The 20,334-nt window shown below is 61.9% G+C and carries 20 protein-coding genes and 4 pseudogenes; 14 read left to right on the top strand and 10 right to left on the bottom strand.

Features of this window, described 5'->3' with window-relative positions:
- The first annotated feature begins 247 nt into the window (after positions 1-247).
- Positions 248-451 carry a ParD-like family protein gene (locus JFV30_RS11635; protein WP_010169638.1) on the top strand — a complete coding sequence of 68 codons (204 nt, stop codon included), beginning with the start codon at positions 248-250 and terminating at the stop codon, positions 449-451.
- Positions 448-1,209, top strand: a complete 762-nt coding sequence (gene map / locus JFV30_RS11630) for a type I methionyl aminopeptidase (protein ID WP_201123800.1) — start codon at positions 448-450, stop codon at positions 1,207-1,209. Before JFV30_RS11635 ends, map begins: the two co-directional genes overlap by 4 nt.
- Before the next feature lie 187 nt (positions 1,210-1,396).
- Here map and JFV30_RS11625 read toward each other — a convergent pair whose 3' ends face one another.
- Positions 1,397-2,338: a magnesium transporter CorA family protein gene (locus JFV30_RS11625; RefSeq protein ID WP_010169642.1), complete on the bottom strand. Its 942-nt coding sequence runs from the start codon at positions 2,336-2,338 to the stop codon at positions 1,397-1,399.
- Positions 2,339-2,344: 6 nt separating this feature from the next.
- The gene (locus tag JFV30_RS11620; protein WP_010169643.1) at positions 2,345-3,931 is read right to left on the bottom strand and encodes a RimK family protein; all 1,587 of its coding nucleotides are present in this window, start codon (positions 3,929-3,931) and stop codon (positions 2,345-2,347) included.
- 94 nt (positions 3,932-4,025) lie between these two features.
- On the opposite strand from JFV30_RS11620, the pseudogene JFV30_RS11615 reads away from it, so the two are divergent.
- A pseudogene (locus tag JFV30_RS11615) lies at positions 4,026-5,125 on the top strand (peptidase C39 family protein).
- On the opposite strand, the gene sfnG reads toward JFV30_RS11615, so the two are convergent.
- On the bottom strand, positions 5,109-6,200 hold the full coding sequence (gene sfnG, locus JFV30_RS11610; RefSeq protein WP_010169645.1) for a dimethylsulfone monooxygenase SfnG: 1,092 nt from the start codon (positions 6,198-6,200) through the stop codon (positions 5,109-5,111). The pseudogene JFV30_RS11615 and the gene sfnG sit on opposite strands and share 17 nt — an antisense overlap.
- A gap of 263 nt (positions 6,201-6,463) precedes the next feature.
- Between sfnG and JFV30_RS11605 the strand changes: the two genes are divergently transcribed.
- Positions 6,464-7,699, top strand: a complete 1,236-nt coding sequence (locus JFV30_RS11605; RefSeq protein ID WP_201123798.1) for an acyl-CoA dehydrogenase family protein — start codon at positions 6,464-6,466, stop codon at positions 7,697-7,699.
- Here JFV30_RS11605 and JFV30_RS11600 read toward each other — a convergent pair.
- Positions 7,696-8,481 carry a sulfite exporter TauE/SafE family protein gene (locus JFV30_RS11600; protein WP_201123796.1) on the bottom strand — a complete coding sequence of 262 codons (786 nt, stop codon included), beginning with the start codon at positions 8,479-8,481 and terminating at the stop codon, positions 7,696-7,698. The genes JFV30_RS11605 and JFV30_RS11600 overlap by 4 nt on opposite strands.
- 82 nt (positions 8,482-8,563) lie before the next feature.
- Positions 8,564-9,343, bottom strand: coding sequence for a class I SAM-dependent methyltransferase (locus JFV30_RS11595; RefSeq protein WP_201123794.1), 780 nt, complete (start codon positions 9,341-9,343; stop codon positions 8,564-8,566).
- A gap of 136 nt (positions 9,344-9,479) precedes the next feature.
- On the opposite strand from JFV30_RS11595, the gene JFV30_RS11590 reads away from it, so the two are divergent.
- The 5 genes from JFV30_RS11590 (at position 9,480) to JFV30_RS11570 (ending at position 13,290) form a co-directional block, all read left to right on the top strand.
- A complete protein-coding gene (locus tag JFV30_RS11590; protein ID WP_201123792.1) occupies positions 9,480-10,001 on the top strand; it encodes a DUF3455 domain-containing protein in 522 nt (173 codons plus the stop codon).
- Between the two features lie 71 nt (positions 10,002-10,072).
- Complete coding sequence (locus JFV30_RS11585) at positions 10,073-10,600, top strand: sigma-70 family RNA polymerase sigma factor (protein ID WP_201123790.1); 528 nt, start codon at positions 10,073-10,075, stop codon at positions 10,598-10,600.
- On the top strand, positions 10,597-11,280 hold the full coding sequence (locus tag JFV30_RS11580) for an anti-sigma factor (protein ID WP_201123788.1): 684 nt from the start codon (positions 10,597-10,599) through the stop codon (positions 11,278-11,280). Before JFV30_RS11585 ends, JFV30_RS11580 begins: the two co-directional genes overlap by 4 nt.
- Positions 11,281-11,394: 114 nt before the next feature.
- On the top strand, positions 11,395-12,648 hold the full coding sequence (locus tag JFV30_RS11575; RefSeq protein ID WP_201123787.1) for a chloride channel protein: 1,254 nt from the start codon (positions 11,395-11,397) through the stop codon (positions 12,646-12,648).
- Between the two features lie 87 nt (positions 12,649-12,735).
- Positions 12,736-13,290, top strand: a complete 555-nt coding sequence (locus tag JFV30_RS11570; protein WP_201123785.1) for a UPF0149 family protein — start codon at positions 12,736-12,738, stop codon at positions 13,288-13,290.
- A 73-nt stretch (positions 13,291-13,363) separates the two neighbouring features.
- Here JFV30_RS11570 and JFV30_RS11565 read toward each other — a convergent pair whose 3' ends face one another.
- Together JFV30_RS11565 and JFV30_RS11560 are read right to left on the bottom strand one after the other, a co-directional pair.
- Positions 13,364-13,993: a lytic polysaccharide monooxygenase auxiliary activity family 9 protein gene (locus JFV30_RS11565; protein WP_201123783.1), complete on the bottom strand. Its 630-nt coding sequence runs from the start codon at positions 13,991-13,993 to the stop codon at positions 13,364-13,366.
- Between the two features lie 212 nt (positions 13,994-14,205).
- On the bottom strand, positions 14,206-14,559 hold the full coding sequence (locus JFV30_RS11560) for a DUF1428 domain-containing protein (RefSeq protein ID WP_201123781.1): 354 nt from the start codon (positions 14,557-14,559) through the stop codon (positions 14,206-14,208).
- A gap of 174 nt (positions 14,560-14,733) precedes the next feature.
- Between JFV30_RS11560 and JFV30_RS11555 the strand changes: the two genes are divergently transcribed.
- From JFV30_RS11555 to JFV30_RS11545, 3 genes and pseudogenes are all read left to right on the top strand, one after another.
- A complete protein-coding gene (locus JFV30_RS11555) occupies positions 14,734-15,534 on the top strand; it encodes an isocitrate lyase/PEP mutase family protein (RefSeq protein WP_201123779.1) in 801 nt (266 codons plus the stop codon).
- A gap of 100 nt (positions 15,535-15,634) precedes the next feature.
- Positions 15,635-16,890: pseudogene (gene aroA, locus JFV30_RS11550) on the top strand (3-phosphoshikimate 1-carboxyvinyltransferase).
- A 32-nt stretch (positions 16,891-16,922) separates the two neighbouring features.
- Positions 16,923-17,312 carry a hypothetical protein gene (locus JFV30_RS11545; protein ID WP_201123777.1) on the top strand — a complete coding sequence of 130 codons (390 nt, stop codon included), beginning with the start codon at positions 16,923-16,925 and terminating at the stop codon, positions 17,310-17,312.
- A gap of 1 nt (position 17,313) precedes the next feature.
- On the opposite strand, the gene JFV30_RS11540 is transcribed toward JFV30_RS11545, so the two are convergent.
- The gene (locus tag JFV30_RS11540; RefSeq protein ID WP_201123775.1) at positions 17,314-17,688 is read right to left on the bottom strand and encodes a tautomerase family protein; all 375 of its coding nucleotides are present in this window, start codon (positions 17,686-17,688) and stop codon (positions 17,314-17,316) included.
- A 5-nt stretch (positions 17,689-17,693) separates the two neighbouring features.
- Entirely contained in the window at positions 17,694-17,972 is a 279-nt protein-coding gene (locus JFV30_RS11535) for a carboxymuconolactone decarboxylase family protein (protein WP_201123773.1), read from the bottom strand.
- 107 nt (positions 17,973-18,079) lie between these two features.
- On the opposite strand from JFV30_RS11535, the gene JFV30_RS11530 reads away from it, so the two are divergent.
- On the top strand, positions 18,080-18,937 hold the full coding sequence (locus tag JFV30_RS11530) for a LysR substrate-binding domain-containing protein (RefSeq protein WP_201123770.1): 858 nt from the start codon (positions 18,080-18,082) through the stop codon (positions 18,935-18,937).
- On the opposite strand, the pseudogene JFV30_RS11525 reads toward JFV30_RS11530, so the two are convergent.
- Positions 18,934-19,538: pseudogene (locus tag JFV30_RS11525) on the bottom strand (NAD(P)H-dependent oxidoreductase). The gene JFV30_RS11530 and the pseudogene JFV30_RS11525 sit on opposite strands and share 4 nt — an antisense overlap.
- 91 nt (positions 19,539-19,629) lie before the next feature.
- On the opposite strand from JFV30_RS11525, the pseudogene JFV30_RS11520 reads away from it, so the two are divergent.
- Positions 19,630-20,240: pseudogene (locus JFV30_RS11520) on the top strand (TetR/AcrR family transcriptional regulator).
- Positions 20,241-20,334 lie beyond the last annotated feature (94 nt).

Genomic DNA, 20,334 nt, shown 5'->3' with positions numbered 1-20,334 from the left:
GGGTGTTTACAGGGCCCTGGAGACGGAAAAACAAAACCCGCCTCTAGGGCGGGTTTGGGTACAGCCGTGCGCTATCCCGCCAAATGAGGAATGGCGGTAATAATGCTTGGCTGGCAACGAAAGGTTTGAAATGTCATGAATCAAAATTAACCGGGGCCACCGGGCAAGTCAATGGCGAAACGCCAGGCTTTACTCGGAGCATACGAAACGTATACGCTTTGTATATCAACCCTGCACAGTGAAGCTCATGGGCATCGTCAAGATCACCGACCAATTGCACGAACAACTCCGCCTGGCCAGCGCCACCATGGACCGTTCCATCAACGCCCAGGCCGAGTTCTGGATCAAGATCGGCCTGCTCGCGGAACTCAATCCGCACCTGGCCTATAACGACCTGATCAACAAACTGCTGCTGGACAAGCCAGACCTCATCCGGGGGCGCAGCCAATGATCAAGACCGCCGACCAACTCGTGCTCATGCGCGAAGCCGGCCGCCTGTTGGCCAAGGTATTCACCCGGCTCGATGGCTATGTCGCCGCCGGCCAGTCGACGCTTGAGATCGACAGCGCCGTGGAAGCCTTCATTCGTAACGACCTGCAGTCGCGGCCCGCGAGTCTGGGCCAGTACGACTACCCCTTCTGCATCAACACCTCGATCAACGAGGTGGTGTGCCACGGCATGCCGAGCGCCAAGGACGTGCTCAAGGATGGCGATATCGTCAACATCGACATCACCCTGGAGAAAGGCGGCTATATCGCCGACTCCAGCAAGATGTACATGATTGGCAACGTCGCGCCCAAGGCCCGGCGCCTGGTGAAAATGACCTTTGAAGCCATGTGGGCCGGCATCCGCCAGGTCAAGCCCGGCGCACGCCTGGGGGATATCGGCTACGCCATCCAGAGCCATGCCCAGAGCAACGGTTACAGCGTGGTGCGTGAATATTGCGGGCACGGCATTGGCCGCGAGATGCACGAAGACCCGCAGATCCTGCACTTCGGCCGCCCCGGTACCGGGATGGAACTGCGCGAAGGCATGGTGTTTACCATTGAGCCGATGCTCAACCAGGGCAGCGCCAAGGTGCGCAGCTTGAAAGATGGCTGGACGGTAGTGACGCGGGATAACAGCTTGTCGGCGCAGTGGGAGCATACCGTGGCGGTGACGCGGGACGGGTTTGAGGTGTTGACGTTGCAACACAGCGCCGGCGAATGACCTGTGGCGAGGGAGCTTGCTGTGGCGAGGGAGCTTGCTCCCGCTGGAGTGCGCAGCGCTCCTGTTCTTTTGGGGGCGGCTGCGCAGCCCAGCGGGAGCAAGCTCCCTCGCCACAGCAAGCTCCTTTGCCACAGCAAGCTCCCTCGCCACAACAAGCCCCCTCACCACAAAAACTTCCCGAATAGAGTCACACCGCCTTGTCGCCATTCCCCGCAATCCGCTTCAACCCCAACACCATCAACCCCGCCCCCAAGCCCATCGCCGCCATAAACAACGGATACGAAATCCACCACGGCGTGCCCGCCGTCATCATGCTGAACTCCGACATCCCGCCCACGCTGGCGATCAGGTTCAACGGCAGGAACACCACGTTGATCAACGTCAGCTTGCGCAACAGGTTGTTCATGCTGTTGTTCATCAGGTTGCCCCGGGCATCGATCAGCCCGGAGAACACGTTGGAGTAGATCTCCGCCTGCTTGTAGCACTGGTTGTTCTCGATGATCAGGTCATCGATCAGGCCCAGTGTTTCAGCGCTGAAATGTTCCTTCTCCCCATGGTTGCGCAGGCGCGTCAGTACCGCGCCGTTGCTGTGCAGGGCGTTGATGTAATAGATCAGGCTTTCGCTGAGGTTGAACATCTGCATCAGGTGGCGGTTGCTCATCGACGCGTTGAACTGCTGCTGCAATTCCCGGGCGACCATCTTGATCACCTTGAGGTGGCCCAGGTAGTGGTGGATGTTGTTGAGCAGCAGGTCCAGCAACACATCCAGCGGCGTGCGCAATGGCCGGCGTGCCCCCAGCCCGGAAAGCTGGCTGTCGTCGGTGGCGATCACCAGCAACTGGTCCCCGGAAAACAGCAAGCCGCAGGACGACACTTCAAACACCAGGTTGCCGCCGCCGGAGTAGTTCTCCGGGCGCTTCCAGATCAGGAACAGGTTATCGGGGTGGAACTCGATGCGGGACACTTCGTCCGGGTCCAGCGCCGAGGCCAGGGCATGTTCATCGAGCTTGTAGCAATCGCGCAGGTACTTGCGCTCGTGGGGGTCCGGATTGCTGAACAGCAGTACATTCGCGTCGTCCCCCAGGCTGTTGTACAACTTGCCATCGGCTAATTCAAAGCGCTGCATCATCGCGCGTCACCACACCTGGCCTTGACGCTTCAGCTCCAGGCGTCGCACGAACTCCTCCAGTACCAGGGAATACAAATCGTCTTGCAGGTAGGCGTCTTCGATGCCGGCGTCCATGTTGGGGTTGTCGTTGACCTCGATCACCACCACTTTGTCGCCGGATTGCTTGAGGTCCACGCCGTACAGGCCGTCGCCGATCAGGTTGGCGGTTTTGACCGCCAGTTCCACCACGGCCTTGGGCGCCTCGTGGACCGCCAGGGTGCGGCATTCGCCGTTGATGTCCTGGCCGATGGCCTTGTGGTTGTAGATCTGCCAATGGCCCTTGGACATGAAGTACTGGCAGGCAAAGATCGGTTTGCGGTTGAGAACGCCGATGCGCCAGTCGTACTCGGTGTAGAAAAATTCCTGGGCCAGCAGCAACACAGAATGCTCAAACAGTTCGGCGGTGGCCGTCAGCAGCGCTTGCTGGCTTTCGACCTTGATCACCCCGCGGGAGAAACACCCGTCGGGGATCTTCAGCACCAGCGGGAAGCCGAGGCGCTCGCCCACCCGTTCGAAATCTTCGGGTCGCTCCTTGTAGAGAATTTCCGTGGCGGGCATGCCCAGTTGGTGGCTTTTCAGCAGGTCGGTGAGGTAGACCTTGTTGGTGCAGCGCAGGATCGACGCCGGGTCGTCCATCACCACCAGCCCTTCGCTCTCGGCCTTTTTGGCGAAGCGGTAGGTGTGGTTGTCAACGCTGGTGGTCTCGCGGATCAGCAAGGCGTCGTATTCGGCCAGGCGGGCGTAGTCCTTGCGCTCGATCAGTTCCACATCGATGCCCAGCCCCTTGCCGACCCGTACGAAATTTTCCAGGGCACGGGCGTTGGACGGCGGCAATTGTTCCTGCGGATCGTGCAGGATTGCCAGGTCATAGCGGGCCAACCGTCGGGAGCGCGGTTGACGCCAGATCTTGCGGCTGAAGTTATCCAGCGCATTTGCAAATTGATCTTCCTGGTCATCGCGTAACTTGTGCAATACGCCCGACTTGATGCCTTCGATGTGCCAGCCGTTATTCTTGCGGAACTCAACTAACAGGATCGGACAGGGAAACGCTTCAAACAACTGGCGGGCCAAATCCTGCAAGGGTTCAATATTGGTTCGGCCAAAATAAAGTGTCAGGGTAAAGCCTTCGGTGTTGCTGTAGAGATGATGACTCAAGGCTTTATCGAGGGTTTTATCCAGGTCATCCAGGGCCAGGCCGTAGAGGGATTTCCTGGTCAGTTCGCTGATGGTGCGCACCGACGGAATCACCTTGTGCCCCCGCGCCTCGGCCAGCAGCGAGCAGTAGTAGCCGTGGCCCAGGTACTTGTAGCTGCGGCACAGGTTGATCACCTGCACCCGCTTGCCCGTCTCGTTTTCCCGGGTTTGCTCAAGGTATTCCTGGGCGGTGACGATGTCTTCGCTGGGGAAGTACGACGCCCAGTCTTCCTTGCGTTCGACAATGATCACGACTTGACTTGCACTCTTGGGAGGGCTGGAAAAATAACCGCTGGAAGTTATTGTCGCCGCCACTGTTTGCTCGGATACTTCACGCCAATGACCTTGTACCGCTGACATATTGATTGATCCGCTTTAGAGAACTAGACCTTTTCTATTAAGCACGATCTTTTAGAGAAGTCCCGTTTCGTTACGCAACTTTTACGGCGGTCACATGGCTCTTTCCTTTCGCGTTGCAACTCCCGATGACGTGCCTGCATTGGTGGCATTGGAACAGCACTGTTTCACCACGGACCGGCTCTCCACCCGCAGCTTCCAGTGGATGGTCAGCCGCGCCCACGGGCACCTGTTGGTGGCAGAAAACGGCGGCGATTTGCTCGGCTACGCCCTGGTGCTGTTCCACCGGGGGACCTCCCTGGCGCGCCTGTATTCCATCGCCATCGCCGAGTCCTCCCGCGGCCTGGGATTGGGCAAGCAATTGCTGACGCGCATCGAAGCCTGCGCCGTGGAACATGACTGCGCCTACCTGCGCCTGGAAGTGCGCACCGACAACCCCGGCGCCATTGCCCTGTACGAGCGCAATGGCTACCGGCGCTTTGCCTTGATCAACGACTATTACGAAGACCACGCCCCTGCCCTGCGCCTGGAAAAACGCATCCTCCAGCACCAGGACGCGCGGGCCTTGAGCGTGCCCTATTACCAGCAGACCACCGACTTCACCTGTGGCGCCGCGAGCCTGCTGATGGCCATGGGCGCCCTGGAACCTGCGCGTGTGGCCCAGCGCCGCGAAGAACTGCAGATCTGGCGCGAGGCAACCACCGTATTCATGACGGCCGGCCATGGCGGTTGCAGCCCACAAGGCCTGGCACTGGCCGCCTGGCGCCGGGGCTTTCGGGTGCGCATGCAGGTGAATGTGCGCGGGCCGTTATTTCTCGATGGTGTTCGCGACCAGCATAAAAAGACGTCATGCGCCTGGTGCATGAGGCTTTCGAGGAAGAGTTGGCATTGAGTGATGTTGAGCAAGTGCTCGGCGGCCCGCTGGATTTGCCCCAGGTGCTGCGCGACGGCGGGCAGCCGCTGGTGCTGATCAGCAGCTACCGACTGACCCGCTCCAAGTCGCCCCACTGGGTGATCGTCACCGACTGCGACGAAGACTTTGTGTACCTGCACGACCCGGACGTCGACCACAGCCAGCATCGCCACCCCATGGACTGCCAGCATTTGCCGGTCAGCCACGGGGAGTTCGAGCGAATGTGCCGCTTCGGCAACAGCAAATTGCGCGCGGCGGTGGTGGTCTTCAGGCGACTTGCCTGATCCCGGCCTTGGCTTCCAGTTCGCGCACCAGCGGCAGCACGCGCTGGCCGAAGTACTCGACTTCTTCCTGGAAGTGCAGGAAGCCGGCCAGTACCAGGTCCACGCCCACGGCCTTCAAGGCGACGATGCGCTCGGCGATCTGTTGCGGGGTGCCGATCAGGTTGGTCTTGAAGCCGTCGTTGTATTGCACCAGGTCCTCAAAGGTGGACTTGGCCCAGTTGCCCTCGCCTTCCGGTGAAGCCTTGCCTGCCTGTTTTGCGGCGTCGCCAAACGCATTCACGGCTTCCGGGTCGGCCTGCTCGATGATTTGCGCGAGCACGGCGCGAGCTTCTTCCTCGGTGTCACGGGCGATCACAAACGCGTTGACGCCGACTTTCACCGAGTGATTGTTGGCTGCCGCCTTGGCACGAATATCATCGACCTGGGCCTTGATGCCTTCCGGGGTGTTGCCATTGGTGAAGTACCAATCCGACACCCGCGCCGCCATGTCCCGCGCCGCCCTCGAACTGCCGCCCTGGAAGATTTCCGGGTGCGGTTCGCCCAGAGGTTTCGGTTTGAGGCTGTAGTTGTTGAACCGGTAGAAGTCGCCCTTGAAGGTGAAATTGTCCTGGGTCCAGATGCCTTTCAGGGCGCGGATGAATTCCTCGGAGCGCCGATAACGCTCGTCGTGCTCCAGCCAGTGTTCGCCGATGGCCTGGAACTCGCCCTTGAACCAGCCGCTGACGATATTCACCGCAACGCGGCCATTGGTGAGTTGGTCGATGGTTGCCAATTGCTTGGCCGCCAGGGCCGGTTGCCATGGCCCAGGCAGGATCGCCGCAATCACCTTGAGTTTGGTGGTGGCCGCCAGCAACGCATGGCTGAACGCGACGGACTCATGCTGGTATTCGGCGCCGTAACCGGCAGTGAAACGAATCTGCGTGAGGGCGTATTCAAAGCCGGCTTCTTCGGCCAGTTGCGCCAGCTTGCGGTTGTAGTCGATGCCCCAATGGGTGCGCTGTTCGATCTTGCTGACCACCAGCCCTCCGCTGACGTTGGGCACCCAGTAGGCAAATTTGACGGCTTGCTGACTCATTGGACTGTACCTCGCGGATTGGCATGTACGAGGTGTGGAGCAGCAAGTGTGCCAGTGACCGTGAGAGGCCCGCGCGACAGGCCTTCGAGCGCGGAAACAGACGAAAAGCAGCCTGCTCCGAGCTGTCACCGATTGCAGCGGTTTGTCGATTTGCTGTTGCAGGGCCAACAGTTGAATCGGCACCCACCCCGTAAATACGCGCCTTCGCGCCCGGCATGGACCGTGCAATAGCTCACCTATCTCACTGCCCAGGAACCGTCCCCATGACCGAACATCACGTGATCAATCCGCTGTCCACCGGCGTCGATTATCAAGCCTTGGCCGAACGCTTCCGGCCGATTTTCCAGCGCATCGCCGAGGGAGCCGTAGAGCGCGAACACACCCGCGTCCTGCCCCATGAGCCCATCCGGTGGCTCAAGCAGGCCGGCTTCGGCGCCGTGCGTGTGCCGGTGGAATACGGTGGCGGCGGTGCCTCGCTGCCGCAGTTGTTTGAACTGCTGATCGAACTGGCCGAAGCCGACTCCAACGTGCCCCAGGCCCTGCGCGGGCATTTCGCGTTTGCCGAAGACCGCCTGAACGCCGCCCCGGGTGCCGCGCGGGACATCTGGTTCAAGCGCTTTGTCGACGGCGACATCGTCGGCTGTGCCTGGACCGAAATCGGCAGCGTGGCCATCGGCGATGTCGTCACCAAGGTCAGTCCGGACGGCGATAAATGGAAACTCAACGGTGAAAAGTTCTACAGCACCGGCAGCCTGTTTTCGGACTGGATCGACGTGTACGCCCAACGCAGCGACACCGGCGGCGACGTGATTGCTGCCACCCGCACCCGTCAGCCTGGCGTGGTGCAAAGTGATGACTGGGACGGCTTTGGCCAACGCACCACCGGCAGCGGCACCTCACGCTTTACCAATGCGGTCGTGGAGGCTGAAAACGTCATCGACTTTGCCACCCGCTTCAAATACCAGACCGCGTTCTACCAACTGGTGCTGCTCGCCACCCTGGCCGGCATCGGCCGCGCGGCCCTCAAGGATGTGGCGCATCAGGTACGCAGCCGCAAGCGCATCTACAGCCACGGCAACGCGGCTCATGTGAGCCAGGACTCGCAGATTCAGCAGGTGGTGGGTGAAGTCGCGGCGCTGGTGTATGCCGCCGAAGCCAGTGCACTGAAGGCTACCCTCCCGGCGCAACGGGCTTACGTGGCAAGGTTCGGCGGGGATGATGCCGTGGAGCGCGAAGCCAATGTGGCCGCTGAAATCGAATCAGCCACGGCGCAGGTGGCGGTCTCGGAACTGATCCAGCGCGCCACCACTGAGCTGTTCAACGCGCTGGGCGCCTCAGATGTGCGCCAGGGCAAAGCCCTCGACCGGCACTGGCGCAACGCCCGCACGGTGTCGTCCCACAACCCGGTGATCTACAAGGCGCGAATCGTTGGCGACTGGGTGATCAACGGCACCGAGCCGCCGTTTGTGTGGCAGATCGGCAATGGCCCGGCGCGTTAGAACGCCAGCTTGAAGCCAATCATCACCAGCATGAACGCCAGGCAAGGGCGCAGTATCCCGTCCGGAACCTTGCCGGCCATGTGGCTGCCAACGTAAATCCCCGGCAGCGATCCCAGCAACAGGAAGCCCAGCAGCGTCCAGTCCATGTTGCCCATGCTCGCGTGGCCGAGGCCCGCGACCAGGGTCAGCGGCACGGCGTGGGCGATTTCCGTGCCCACCAGGCGCTTGGTGGCCAGGAACGGGTACAGGATAAACAGCGCCACGGTGCCCAGGGCGCCGGCGCCGATGGAGGTCAGGGCCACCATGGTGCCGAGGATCGCGCCGGTGATGATGGTCAGTGCATTGAGGTTGCGCGGCGCCATCTTGTAGTCATCGCCGGCATGCCGCTGGGCGAAGGCCAACAGCTTGTTCTTGAACAGGATTGCCGTGGCCGTCAGCAGCAACACCACGCCCAGGGACTGCTTGATCACCGCGTTCAGGGCGGCGGGATCAGTGTCCAGGCTCTTGAGGAACCACAAGGTCAGCAACACGGCAGGCACACTGCCCAGGGTCAGCCAGCCGGTGATGGTCCAGTCGATGTTGCGATTCTTGCTGTGAACCAGCACCCCACCGGACTTGGTGATGGCGGCGTACAACAGGTCGGTGCCCACGGCGGTGGCCGGGTTGATGCCGAACCACAGCAGGATCGGCGTCATCAACGAGCCACCGCCTACACCGGTCATTCCCACGATAAATCCAACAATCAGGCCAGCAATCGAGAAACCAAAATTACCTACATCCATTACCACTACCTGCGGCCTTATAAAATTCTGGCCGCAGCATAGCGATTTTTCTTATAACCACTTATATCAAAACGATCTGACTTTATTCCTTTCCTGTCAGCCGCTGGCTGCGATAGGCCTGAGTCTGGTACGGGAACGCCACCGTCTCACGGCCGCGCAACGCCGGATGCGTGTTGATCAGCGACTGCAACTGTTCAGTGACAAGCGCCTTTTCCGCCGGCGGCAATGCGGCGATAAAGCTCACCGAAAGGAAGCGATCCATGATCACTTCCTGAGGGCTGCCGACATGGCTGTAAGGGAAGCAGGTCATTTCGGGGGCGGAAAAATACTCGCCGGTGAACGCCTCGCGCCAACGCCCGGTGTGAAAACGCGGGGTGTCGCCCTCGTAGGGCGTGATGATTTCGGTGATCGCCGCGACCCAGTCCACGGATTCGTCCCGCACGTTCCAGATCAAACCCAGGCGGCCATCCGGCTTCAGCACCCGGTGAATTTCCGCCAGCGCGGCGTGCGTGGAGAACCAGTGGAACGCCTGGGCGCACACCAGCGCATCGGCAGTGCCCGCTTCAAGAGGAATGGCCTCGGCGGTGCCTGACAGCAGGCGCACATCGGGCAGCTGTTTCTTCAACTGCGCGCCCATCGCCTCTACCGGCTCGACCGCGATCAACGTCGGCGCCACGCTGCTGAGCAGCCGAGTGAACTTGCCGGTGCCGGCGCCCAGGTCGATGACCGTGGAGTGCGGGTTGATCTGCAGGGCGTCGGTGAGCCAGCCCGTGAGTTGTCGTGGGTAGTCAGGCCGGCCTTGGGCGTACGTGACGGCCTGGGTAGAGAATCCCTGTTGAGCAGACTTGTGAACACCGGTCATCGCCAATCTCTCCTCTGGTAGTGCGGGGGCCACAGTGTGCGCCCTTGCCGATTTATTTTCTAATCGCTGCATCCGTTTGCGCGTGTCGCGGGTAGTACCGGTAGCAGCGCCTTGCTGCCCTTATGGAGAGACACCCATGAACGCCAAAGCCTTGTTCTGCCTGACCTGCCTGTTCGCCGCTGCACCGAGCGCCTTTGCCCAGACCGGTTTACCCGACAGCATCAAAGTGCCGGACGGTCACAAGGTGGCAATGGAAACCACCGGAGTCGGCGAAATCACCTATGAATGCCGGGACAAGGCCAACGCAGTCGGCCAGACCGAATGGTTCTTTGTCGGGCCCAAGGCCGTGCTCAATGACCGCAGCGGCCAGCAGGTCGGCAGCTACTTCGGCCCGCCCGCCACCTGGCAGGCCAAGGACGGTTCGAAAGTCACCGGTACGCAGTTGGCCGTTGCGCCGTCCAGCCCCGGCAACCTGCCCTATCAACTGGTCAAGGCCAACCCCGCCGAAGGCAAGGGCGCGATGAGTGGCGTCGCGTACATTCAACGGGTAGCCCTCAAGGGCGGCGTGGCGCCGAGCACCGAATGCACGACGGCCAACAAGGGCAAGCAGGAAGTGGTGAAGTACCAGGCCGACTACATCTTCTGGGCGGCCAACTGACCAAAGTCGTCTACGCTGCTGCGAAAGCGCCCCGGGCTCACCACCGGGGCATCGACCTGGAAGCCTTGTCCTTGCCTGACGCCGTTTTTGACTATGAAACCTGCCTGCTGGCCTGCGCCCGGGGCGAACAACCGGCCTTGCGCCGCCTGTATCAACAGGAAAGCAGCCGGCTGCTCGGGGTCGCGTTGCGCATCGTGCGCGACAAGGCCGTGGCCGAAGACATCGTGCATGACGCCTTTATCAAGATCTGGAACGGCGCTGCCGGTTTTGACCCGCAAAAAGGCTCGGCCCGTGGCTGGGTGTACAGCGTGACCCGGCACCTGGCGCTTAACGCCGTGCGCAGTAATGCCCGCGAAGTGCCCCTTGGCGAAGAACATGAAACGGGCGAGCACACCGACACCTTCGAGTATCAGGCACGCTCGGGGCGAATCTACAGCTGCCTCGAACAACTGGACCCGGCCCGCCGCAACTGCATCCTGCATGCGTATGTAGACGGTTATTCCCACAGCGAAATCGCGCACAGACTCGGCACCCCGCTGGGCACCGTGAAAGCGTGGATCAAACGCAGCCTCGCGGCATTGCGTGAGTGCATGGCATGAACAGCATCGACGAACTGGCCAGCGAATACGTGCTGGGCACCCTGCCCGCCGAGCAACGCGCCGAGGTGGAACAGCGCCTGACAACCGACGCCGCGTTGCGCAGCGCGGTGGACGCCTGGGAACAGCGTCTGCTGCCGTTGACCGAACAGGTCGAGCCCGAGACGCCTTCGGTGTATTTATGGCGACGCATCGAGCGCAGCCTGGGGCATTCAGCCCTTCAGGACTCACCCGTCTCGTGGTGGAACAGGCTGGCCCTGTGGCGTGGGCTGGCAGGGGCAGGCATCGCGGCGAGCCTTGTTCTGGCGACGCTGCTGCTCACCCGTACGGCGGCCATCAACCCGACCGCCTATGTGGTGGTGCTGGTCGCCCCGCAAAACCAGGCACCGGGCTGGGTGATTCAGGCGAGTCATGATCAGGCAATCCAGCTGATTCCCCTGGGCATCATGGAAGTCCCGGCAGACAAGACCTTGCAGTTCTGGACCAAGGGCGAAGACTGGCAAGGTCCGGTGTCGCTGGGGTTGGTCAAGCCGGGACAATCGCTGTCGGTGCCCCTCGACAAACTGCCGCCGCTGGCCCCAAACCAACTGTTTGAGCTGACCCTGGAAAACCCCGGCGGATCGAAAACCGGCAAGCCGACAGGTCCGATTCAGGCAATCGGCCGGGCCGTTAAAGTAATCTGAACGTAATGCAATGTTGTGAAACGCCCGTTCGCGTATTTGCATTACACCTCGGGGCTATAACGTCATCATTGCGCTATAGAATCGGCGTCGAAAACCCGGCTCACTGGACCCTCCATGCCCTCAAAGACCCGTTCGCTGCTGATTCTCGCCCTCGTCGTCATCTTCACCGGCATCGGTGCCGGCCTGGGCGGCATGCTCCTGGCCTTGCTGCTGCACGGCATCCAGCACCTGGCGTACGGTTACAGCCTCGACAGCCTGATCAGCCATGAAACCTTTTTGCTCGGCGTCACCGCCGCCTCGCCTGAACGCCGGGTGTGGGTGCTGATCACCTGCGGCCTGGTGGCGGGCGTGGGCTGGTGGCTGATCTACCGCTACGGCCGCCCGTTGGTGAGCATCAAGCAAGCGGTTTCGGCGGACGCGCCGATCATGCCACCCAAGACCACCCTCGCCCACGCCGTGCTGCAAATCATCACCGTGGCCCTCGGCTCGCCCCTGGGCCGTGAAGTGGCGCCCCGGGAAGTCGGCGCGCTGGCCGCCACCTGGTTGTCACAGCGCGCACGCCTGGCGCCGGACATGCACCGGTTGATCGTTGCCTGCGGCGCAGGTGCCGGGTTGGCGGCGGTGTACAACGTGCCGCTGGGGGGCGCGGTGTTTGTGCTCGAAGTGCTGGTGGGTGTGTTCAGTTGGCCGGCCGCGGTAATTGCGTTGGGCACCTCGGCCATCGGCGCCTCGGTAGCCTGGATCGGCCTGGGGGCGGAGTCGCAATACGTGGTGCCGCACTTTGTGCTCAGCCCCGGGTTGATCGCCTGGGCGCTGGCCTGCGGGCCGGTGTTTGGGCTGGCCGCCTACGGGTTCACTCGCCTGACCGGCGCGGCCCGCAGCAACGCCGCCCGTGGCTGGCGGTTACCGGTGCTGTCGTTGATCAACTTCACGATCATCGGGGCCCTGGCGATTTTCCTGCCGCAAATCCTCGGCAACGGCAAGGGCCCGGCGCAGTTGGGCTTCGACAATGAGCTGACCATCGGCCTCGCCGCCGTGCTGCTGGTGGTCAAGGTGCTGATCACCGCCAGCAGCCTGCGGGCCGGTGCCGAAGGCGGCCTGTTGACCCCGGCGCTGGCCAACGGCGCCTTGTTGGCGATCATCCTCGGCGGCGCCTGGAGCCTGCTGTGGCCCGGCGTGCCGCTGGGGGCGTTCGCGATCATTGGCGCGGCGGCATTCCTGGCGTCGAGCATGAGCATGCCGCTGACGGCGATTGTGCTGGTGGCGGAATTTACCCGCATCGACCACGACTTCCTGGTGCCGATCATCCTCGCCGTGGCGGGTTCGATGTGCATGAGCAAGCTGTGCGTCGTGTGGGAAAAGCGTTGAAGAAGCTGGATTAAAACCCCGACACGCGCCATCCTCCGCGCTTTAAGCCGCCCCATCAGCGGCGTTCCACGCACAAAGGATATGCCCATGCACGACCAACCCCTTGCTCCCGCCGATTTCGAGTTCATCGACGAAACCCTGCTCAAGTACGGCGACGACCATTCGGTGCTGAACCTGGCCGAGCTCGACGGCTACTTCACGGCCCTGGTCTCAAGCCCCGCGCAGGTGGATGTGGCCGAATGGTTCCCCGGCATCTTTGGTGGGCAGAACCCGGATTGGGAAAGCCCGGAAGAAGCCAAGCGGTTTCTTGAACTGAGCGTGCGCCATATGAACGCTATCGCCACGCAACTGGCGACCGACGCCCAGGGTTTCAAGGCACGTTTCGAAGAAACCGAGCATCAGGGCCAGCCATTGACCCTGGCGGAAGAATGGTGCTTTGGTTATATCCGTGGCGCCGCTATTGGCAACTGGCCAGAGCTGCCTGCCGAACAGGCCGGGCAGTTTGAGAAAATTTCCTGGTGTGCCGAGCAGGACAACTTTGAACTGCCGGCAGACCTGGATGTAAATGCCCATCAGCAACGGGTCGCCGCGATTGAACCGGCGGCCCGTGCGTTGCACGATTACTGGTTGGCCCAGCGCTGATTAAACGCAACACCTGTGGCGAGGGAGCTTGCTCCCTCGCCACATTATGTTTTGCCTCCAGGTTCAGTTGCCGCTATTTGAAATCGACGTCAAACGCCTGATAGAACGCATTGCCGGTGTTGGCCACGATCCACATCAACACCAGCACATGCCGGCCCTTCTTGCCCTTGGGCAATGTCACTTGATGCTCTACCTTGGCCTTCAGTTCAGCCGAGTGCTGGTAGTACGGCACCTGGGTGTAGAAGTCCTCGAAGAACGGCTTGGGCTCCAGTTGAGCACGGCTGATGCGCTGCTTGGGGTCCCAGCCGTCCCGGGTGATCAACCAGCGATAACCACGGGTCACGTGCGCAGCGGTGTAGTCCCACTGCACCTTGAACACCTGGCCGGCTTCAACATTCAGCAGCGGCCAGTTAAACGGGGTGTTGAGCTTCTTGCTCATTTCCTCGTCGGTGAAGTTCACGCAGTCCCGGGCATCGGTCTTGCCGCCGCTGAGGATGTGCCCATCGGCGGGCGGCGTGACACTTTGATCATCGGTTTCATAAGGCGCCGGAAACGGCCCGGCGCCGAGGGCCGGGAAGTTCTTGCCGCCTTCCATTTCGTTGACTTGCCAGTTCTCCAGCAGGCCGCGTTCTACCGCCACCGAGCCACGGCTCGCCGGGGTCACGACGCGACCATGCCTGAGTTGAGTCTGGGGTTTGTTCATTTCAGTCACTCCTTGATTGAAGACTTCCCGTCATGGGAAGCGCCTTGAACTTAGCCCACCCCGCCGGGTTGTCTACCCGACGGTTCTGTCAGACAAATCGCGCCATATCCTTGTTTTGCGGGGTTTTCGCCGCAGTCCTGCGCCGGACTTGTCGTTGGTCCTACCCTGTAACAGGCGATCGGACTACAGCTGTCGTCCGTGAACACCCTGCTTCAGGTGTTGAGGATCATCTCAAAGCCGCCATAAATCATGCGTTGCCCATCAAACGGCATCGGGTTGGCGTCCGGCTTCAGGCGCGGGTCCTCCATCACCTTGCGCATCCCGCTGTCACGCACCTGCCGTGACGGCCACACGATCCAGGAAAACACCACGGTTTCATCGTCCTTGAGCTTCACCGCCATGGGCAGCGACGTCACCTGCCCCTGGGGCACATCGTCGCCCCAGCACTCGACGATATTCAGCGCACCGTGCTCCTTGAACACCACGGCCGCGGCCTTGGCGTGCTTGATGAATTGTTCGCGGTTTGCGGTGGGTACCGCGATCACACAGCCATCTACGTAAGACATGGTCATTCTCCTGATGCGACGGGTTGTTGTGCCTGTAGTCGATCAATCAGGCGCGCAATCGACATCGACGTGGGAAATGTCGACCAGTGGTGGTTTAACCATTGCGAGGCCGGGACGATTCTTGATATGACAGGCGCCTTCCATAATAAAACCCGCTCAAAGGACTGACCCGCCATGACCGCCCACGCCGCTGCCTTCCACGCCATGCACCACGCCCACTTGTTGATCCTGCCCAACGTCGCCGATGCAGGCGGTGCACGCCTGGTGGCACAACTGGGCAGCCAGGCCGTCGCCACCAGCAGCGCGGCCGTTGCCTGGACCCACGGTTACAAGGACGGCAATCAACTGCCGCTGCCTTTGCTGGTGAGCACCGTGCACTCAATCGCCCGAGTGATTGACGTGCCGCTGAGCGTAGATATCGAGGCCGGTTATTCCGACGACCCGGAGCACGTGGGCCGGGTGATCAAGGCCGTGATCGACGCGGGTGCCGTCGGCATTAACATCGAGGACGGTGCCGGCACGCCTGAACTGCTGGCGCGCAAGATCGAAGTCGCCCGCCGTGTGGCAGACAGTTGTGGGGTGAAGCTGTTTATCAACGCCCGCAGCGACGTGTATTTGAAAGGCCTGGCGCCGGAGCCAGAGCGTCTTGAGGAACTCCTCAAGCGCGCCGCGTTGTACCAGGGTGCAGGTGCCGACGGGCTGTTTGCCGCCGGTATCCACCTGGAACACGAGATCCGCCAGCTCTGCCAGGCGACTCCATTGCCGGTCAACGTTCTGGCGTGGGCCGGCCTGCCCGCACCCGAGACGCTGCAAGCCTTGGGCGTGCGTCGCCTGACGGCGGGTTCAAGCATCGCCGAATTCCTGTATGGCGCCATGCACAGCCTGGCCGAAGGCTTCCTGCGTACCGGGCAACTGGATACGCACGCGCTCAAGGCGTTCACCTATGGCGACCTGAATGGTCGCATGGCGCCATAACCCGCGACTCTCAACGATCCCCGCTCGACAACGGTAGCGTGTTTGGCCGATTATTCGTGTCCGCCAAACGCCACCCGCCCTGAAGCAGGAGCCTTGTACCTTGAGTTCGCAGAAAACCGTGACCGTTACACCGCCCAACTTTCCACTGAACGGCAAGGTAGCGCCCCCGGCTCCAAATCCATTACCAACCGTGCCCTGCTGCTGGCTGCCCTGGCCAAGGGCACCAGCCGTTTGAGCGGCGCGTTGAAAAGCGATGACACCCGCCACATGTCGGTGGCCCTGCGGCAGATGGGCGTGGTGATTGATGAACCGGACGACACCACGTTCGTCGTCACCAGCGTTGGCAAACTGCAATTGCCGGCGCAACCGCTGTTCCTCGGCAACGCCGGCACCGCTATGCGCTTCCTCACCGCCGCCGTGGCCACCGTTCAAGGCACCGTGGTGCTGGACGGCGACGCCTACATGCAAAAACGCCCGATCGGCCCGCTGCTCGCGACCCTCGGCCAGAATGGCATCAAGGTCGACAGCCCAACCGGTTGCCCGCCGGTGACCGTGCACGGCACCGGCCGTGTGCAGGCCAAGCGTTTCGAGATCGACGGCGGCCTGTCGAGCCAGTACGTGTCGGCACTGTTGATGCTGGCAGCATGCGGCGAAGCCCCGATTGAAGTGGCCCTGACCGGCAAGGACATCGGCGCCCGTGGCTATGTCGACCTGACCCTGGACTGCATGCGCGCCTTCGGTGCCCAGGTGGACATCGTCGACGAAAGCACCTGGCGCGTGGGCCCCACCGGCTACACCGCCCATGACTACCTGATCGAGCCTGACGCTTCCGCCGCCACCTATTTGTGGGCCGCCGAAGTGCTGACCGGTGGCCGCATCGACCTCGGTGTCGCCCCGCAGGATTTCACCCAGCCCGACGCAAAAGCCCAGGCAGTGATCGCACAATTCCCGCACATGCAGCCAGTGGTCATCGGCTCGCAAATGCAGGATGCGATTCCGACCCTCGCCGTACTGGCCGCGTTCAACAACACGCCGGTACGCTTCACCGAACTGGCCAACCTGCGGGTCAAGGAATGTGACCGGGTGCAGGCCCTGCATGACGGCCTGAATGAAATCCGTGCGGGTTTGGCGACCATTGAAGGTGATGATCTGCTGGTGGCCAGCGATCCGGCCCTGGCGGGCACCTCGTGCAACGCGCTGATCGACACCCACGCCGACCACCGCATCGCCATGTGCTTTGCCCTGGCAGGCTTGAAGGTGTCGGGGATCAGGATTCAGGACCCGGACTGCGTCGGCAAGACCTATCCTGAGTACTGGAACGCGCTGGAAAGCCTTGGGGTTCATCTGACCTGGTAAGCCAACGGCGCCGGTAACGGGAGGGAGACTTCATGACGATTCGCCAACCCTGCCCACCCGGCGCCTGCGACTGCAATCGCGAGCAACTGCTCGAGCTTCCCGGCGCCGATGCACGCATCCTGCACCTGACGCGCCAGGAAGAAAAACGCCTGCTTGAACGCCTCGAAAACCTGCTAAGCCTGCCTGACCTTGAGCGCATGCAACAGCTGATGCACCAGCAACTGGGCATCCGCGTGCACATCGCGCCGGGTCATACGGAAGTCAAAAGCATGCGCGGGATCCAGATCGTTATCGATGAGCTGCCGGGGCTGTGTCGCAAGACCCGGCAGTCGATTCCGGCAGCGATTCGCAAGGGCATGGAGAAGCGACCCGAGATTGCGTATCGGTTGCTGGATGCCCATGACCTGTTTCGCGAAGGCTGATTCAGTTACCTCTTCCCCCCGCAAACGACCAGTCATCCGCCGCCGTCGTGGTAATCACCACCATCACGTCCTCAGGGCTCAGCCCAATAGCGGCCTCCAGCCGCGCCACCAACACCTGGTAAAACCGTCGTTTGGTCTCGGTATCCCGGGGTTTGCCGCCGGTGATCGCGATCAGTACATAGTCGTGGCTCCGCGGGCCGCCCAAGTAGTTGGGGTCGATGATCATCTCGCCCACTTCGTGCTGGTGGATTACATGAAAGCGGTCGGCCACAGGAATCTTGAAGCTTTCCACCAGCGCGTCATGCAGTCCCTGGGAAAGGGCTTGCAGATATTCAGGGGATTTCCCGCGATGCAGGGAGATTCGGGCGTAAGGCATGGGGGTTACTCCGCAGGATCGATGGCGGCCAACAGGTTCAACGCCGAAGCCGCCGTCGGCCAGCCGGAATAAAACGCCAGGTGGGTGATGACTTCGCCCAGCTCATCGACGCTTACACTGTTGCCCATCGCCCGCTGCAAATGAAACGGCAATTGCTCCAGGCGATACATCGCCACCAATGCCGCCACGGTGATCAGGCTGCGCTCCCGGCGCGACAGGCCATCACGCTCCCAGATATCGGCGAACAGCACGTCGCGGGTCAGCTCGGTAAATTTGTTGCTCATGGACTCTCGCTCCGACAATTCAGTTGACGGGCAAAAACTAGCAAGCCAGGATCATTCCGAATATCAGATTTAACAGCAACAACCATCCCGCTTTTATGGACTATTAAATGCGTCGCCCGACCTTTGACCTGGATGTATTGCGCACCTTCGTCACCGGCGTTGAGCTGAACAGCTTCGCCAAAGCCGCGGACCGTCTGGGGCGCTCGACCTCCGCCGTCAGCGCACAATTGAAGAAACTCGAAGAACAGGTGGGTACGCCCGTGCTGAGCAAATCCGGCCGCGGCCTGGTGCTGACACCCGTGGGCGAAACGCTGCTCAGCCACGCCAGGCGATTGCTGGACCTCAACGACGCCGTCTTCAGCAGCCTTCATGAAACCCAGACCGCAGGCACCTTGCGCCTCGGCTTGCAGGAGGATTTTGGCGAGCATGTGCTCAGTGACATCCTGCGGCGCTTCGCCAGGCTGTACCCGATGATCAGCCTTGAGGTGCGGATTGGCCGCAATGCCGAACTGCTGGCACTGATCGACAGCGCCAGCCTGGACCTGGCGCTGACCTGGGAAACCGGCCACACCTCGTCCGGCGCTAAACGCCTGGGGCAAACCCCGATGCACTGGATTGGGCCCCGGGACCAACCGCAACTGCCACGCGCCGAGGATGCGCCGCTGCCACTGGTGATGTTCGAGGCGCCCTGCGTATTGCGTAGCGCGGCCACCGAGGCGCTGGACCGCGCCGGCATTGCCTGGCGCATTGCCTTGACCAGCCCCAGCGTCGGCGGGATCTGGGCGGCGGTCGATGCCGGGCTGGGGGTGACCTTGCGGACCCGGATCGGTTTGCCGGCGCACCTGCGTGTGCTCGACGGGCTGCCGCCGGTGCCGTCCCTGGGCTATGAACTGCATTGCAGCCATCCGGCGCCAGGCGCTGCGGTAGCACAGCTGGCAACGCTCATACAGAGCAGCCTGGTTTAGGCGGTTTCGCAAGGTTCCAGGGTGACGAACAGTTGTCGCCCCAACTTCGCCACCGTCTCCAGGTGCTGCTCGGCGGCGCCGCTCTCCGAGTCCAGCAACAGCTCGGAGGTCAGCACCTTGGCGCCACAGTAATCAAATATCCCATGGTCGATTTGCGTGCGCATCGCGTCGGCATAGCCATGGCGTTCAAACACACCTTCATCCGCCCCGCCGACGCCCAGCAAGTGCACCTGAAGATGGCCGAGTTTTTTACCACCTTGGTTTCAAGGCTGTAGTCGATCGCCCAACCGTTGACGAACACCCGGTCGATCCAGCCCTTGAGCAAGGCCGGCATCGACCACCAGAAGATCGGGAACACCAGCACCAGCGCGTCGGCGCGGTCGAGCCGGGCCTGCTCGGCCAGCACATCGGCCGGCGGCGTGGCGCGGGTGCGATGCACTTTATGGTCGGCAGCGCTGTAGCGCGGGTCGAAACCTTCGGCGGCGAGGTCGGCGATTTCGACGGTGTGGCCGGCGGCCGTAATGCCGACGGCGGCCTGTTGGGCGAGGCTGTGGGTCAGGGATTGCGGGTCGTGGTGCGCAATAACGATCAGGGCGTGCATGGCAGTGACTCCTTCGGGGGTGGCGACGGGACGGCAAATTGAGTAGGCTTGAGCTAAGTTACCGTTGGTAAGTTACTTTTGGTATATAAGCATGTCAAGCGATCAATCCCCTGCCCCTCGCCGTCGCCTGTCCCGGGATGACCGGCTACGCCAGTTGCTCGACGTGGCCTGGCAACTGGTTCGCGAAGAAGGCACTGACGCCCTGACGCTGGGGCATCTGGCTGAGTTGGCCGGCGTTACAAAGCCGGTGGTGTATGACCATTTCGGCGATCGCGCGGGGCTGTTGGCCGCGCTGTATGAAGATTTCGATGCCCGTCAGAATCAGGTGTTTGCGACTGCCATCGAGACCAGCGAACCCACCCTGGATGACCGCGCCTGGGTGATCGCCTCGTGTTATGTCGACTGTGTGTTGCTGCAGGGGCGAGAAATTCCGGGGTGATTGCGGCGCTGGCCGGCAGCCCTGAGCTGGAAGCCATCAAGCGCGAGTACGACGTGATTTTCCTCGGCAAGTGCCGGGACGCCCTCGCCCCGTTTGCGCTGGACGGTGTGATCGGCCAGGCCGCTTTACGCGGCATGCTGGGCGCGGCAGATGCCCTGTCCCAGGCCGCCGCCAGCGGCGAAATCAGCCCGCTGGAGGCGCAGGAGGAGCTGTTTGCGAGCATCAAGGCAATGGTCAATCGCGCACGCGTTCAAAAGAATTAAACAAGGGCGGGGAATAAACCGGCGCGACGGGTGTTTACCTGAGTACGCCTTGTGAATACAGCACAAGGCCAGTACTCAAACCAAGAAAAACCCC

Origin of the sequence: Pseudomonas sp. TH32 (assembly GCF_016650855.1) — a bacterium.
In the GTDB taxonomy this organism is placed as follows: Bacteria; Pseudomonadota; Gammaproteobacteria; order Pseudomonadales; family Pseudomonadaceae; genus Aquipseudomonas.
Note: the sequence above shows the minus strand (reverse complement) of the source record. Positions and strands in the feature narration are given on the sequence as shown.

Excerpts from the sequence above, each read along its gene's own strand:
- JFV30_RS11575 (WP_201123787.1), top strand. The coding sequence starts at position 11,395 with ATGCCCTCAAAGACCCGTTCGCTGCTGATTCTCGCCCTCGTCGTCATC.
- JFV30_RS11600 (WP_201123796.1), bottom strand. The coding sequence starts at position 8,481 with ATGGATGTAGGTAATTTTGGTTTCTCGATTGCTGGCCTGATTGTTGGA.
- JFV30_RS11625 (WP_010169642.1), bottom strand. The coding sequence starts at position 2,338 with ATGATGCAGCGCTTTGAATTAGCCGATGGCAAGTTGTACAACAGCCTG.
- JFV30_RS11560 (WP_201123781.1), bottom strand. The coding sequence starts at position 14,559 with ATGTCTTACGTAGATGGCTGTGTGATCGCGGTACCCACCGCAAACCGC.
- JFV30_RS11590 (WP_201123792.1), top strand. The coding sequence starts at position 9,480 with ATGAACGCCAAAGCCTTGTTCTGCCTGACCTGCCTGTTCGCCGCTGCA.
- JFV30_RS11535 (WP_201123773.1), bottom strand. The coding sequence starts at position 17,972 with ATGAGCAACAAATTTACCGAGCTGACCCGCGACGTGCTGTTCGCCGAT.
- JFV30_RS11565 (WP_201123783.1), bottom strand. The coding sequence starts at position 13,993 with ATGAACAAACCCCAGACTCAACTCAGGCATGGTCGCGTCGTGACCCCG.
- JFV30_RS11595 (WP_201123794.1), bottom strand. The coding sequence starts at position 9,343 with ATGACCGGTGTTCACAAGTCTGCTCAACAGGGATTCTCTACCCAGGCC.
- sfnG (WP_010169645.1), bottom strand. The coding sequence starts at position 6,200 with ATGAGTCAGCAAGCCGTCAAATTTGCCTACTGGGTGCCCAACGTCAGC.
- JFV30_RS11540 (WP_201123775.1), bottom strand. The coding sequence starts at position 17,688 with ATGCCTTACGCCCGAATCTCCCTGCATCGCGGGAAATCCCCTGAATAT.
- JFV30_RS11620 (WP_010169643.1), bottom strand. The coding sequence starts at position 3,931 with ATGTCAGCGGTACAAGGTCATTGGCGTGAAGTATCCGAGCAAACAGTG.
- JFV30_RS11605 (WP_201123798.1), top strand. The coding sequence starts at position 6,464 with ATGACCGAACATCACGTGATCAATCCGCTGTCCACCGGCGTCGATTAT.
- map (WP_201123800.1), top strand. The coding sequence starts at position 448 with ATGATCAAGACCGCCGACCAACTCGTGCTCATGCGCGAAGCCGGCCGC.
- JFV30_RS11580 (WP_201123788.1), top strand. The coding sequence starts at position 10,597 with ATGAACAGCATCGACGAACTGGCCAGCGAATACGTGCTGGGCACCCTG.
- JFV30_RS11570 (WP_201123785.1), top strand. The coding sequence starts at position 12,736 with ATGCACGACCAACCCCTTGCTCCCGCCGATTTCGAGTTCATCGACGAA.
- JFV30_RS11635 (WP_010169638.1), top strand. The coding sequence starts at position 248 with ATGGGCATCGTCAAGATCACCGACCAATTGCACGAACAACTCCGCCTG.
- JFV30_RS11545 (WP_201123777.1), top strand. The coding sequence starts at position 16,923 with ATGACGATTCGCCAACCCTGCCCACCCGGCGCCTGCGACTGCAATCGC.
- JFV30_RS11530 (WP_201123770.1), top strand. The coding sequence starts at position 18,080 with ATGCGTCGCCCGACCTTTGACCTGGATGTATTGCGCACCTTCGTCACC.
- JFV30_RS11555 (WP_201123779.1), top strand. The coding sequence starts at position 14,734 with ATGACCGCCCACGCCGCTGCCTTCCACGCCATGCACCACGCCCACTTG.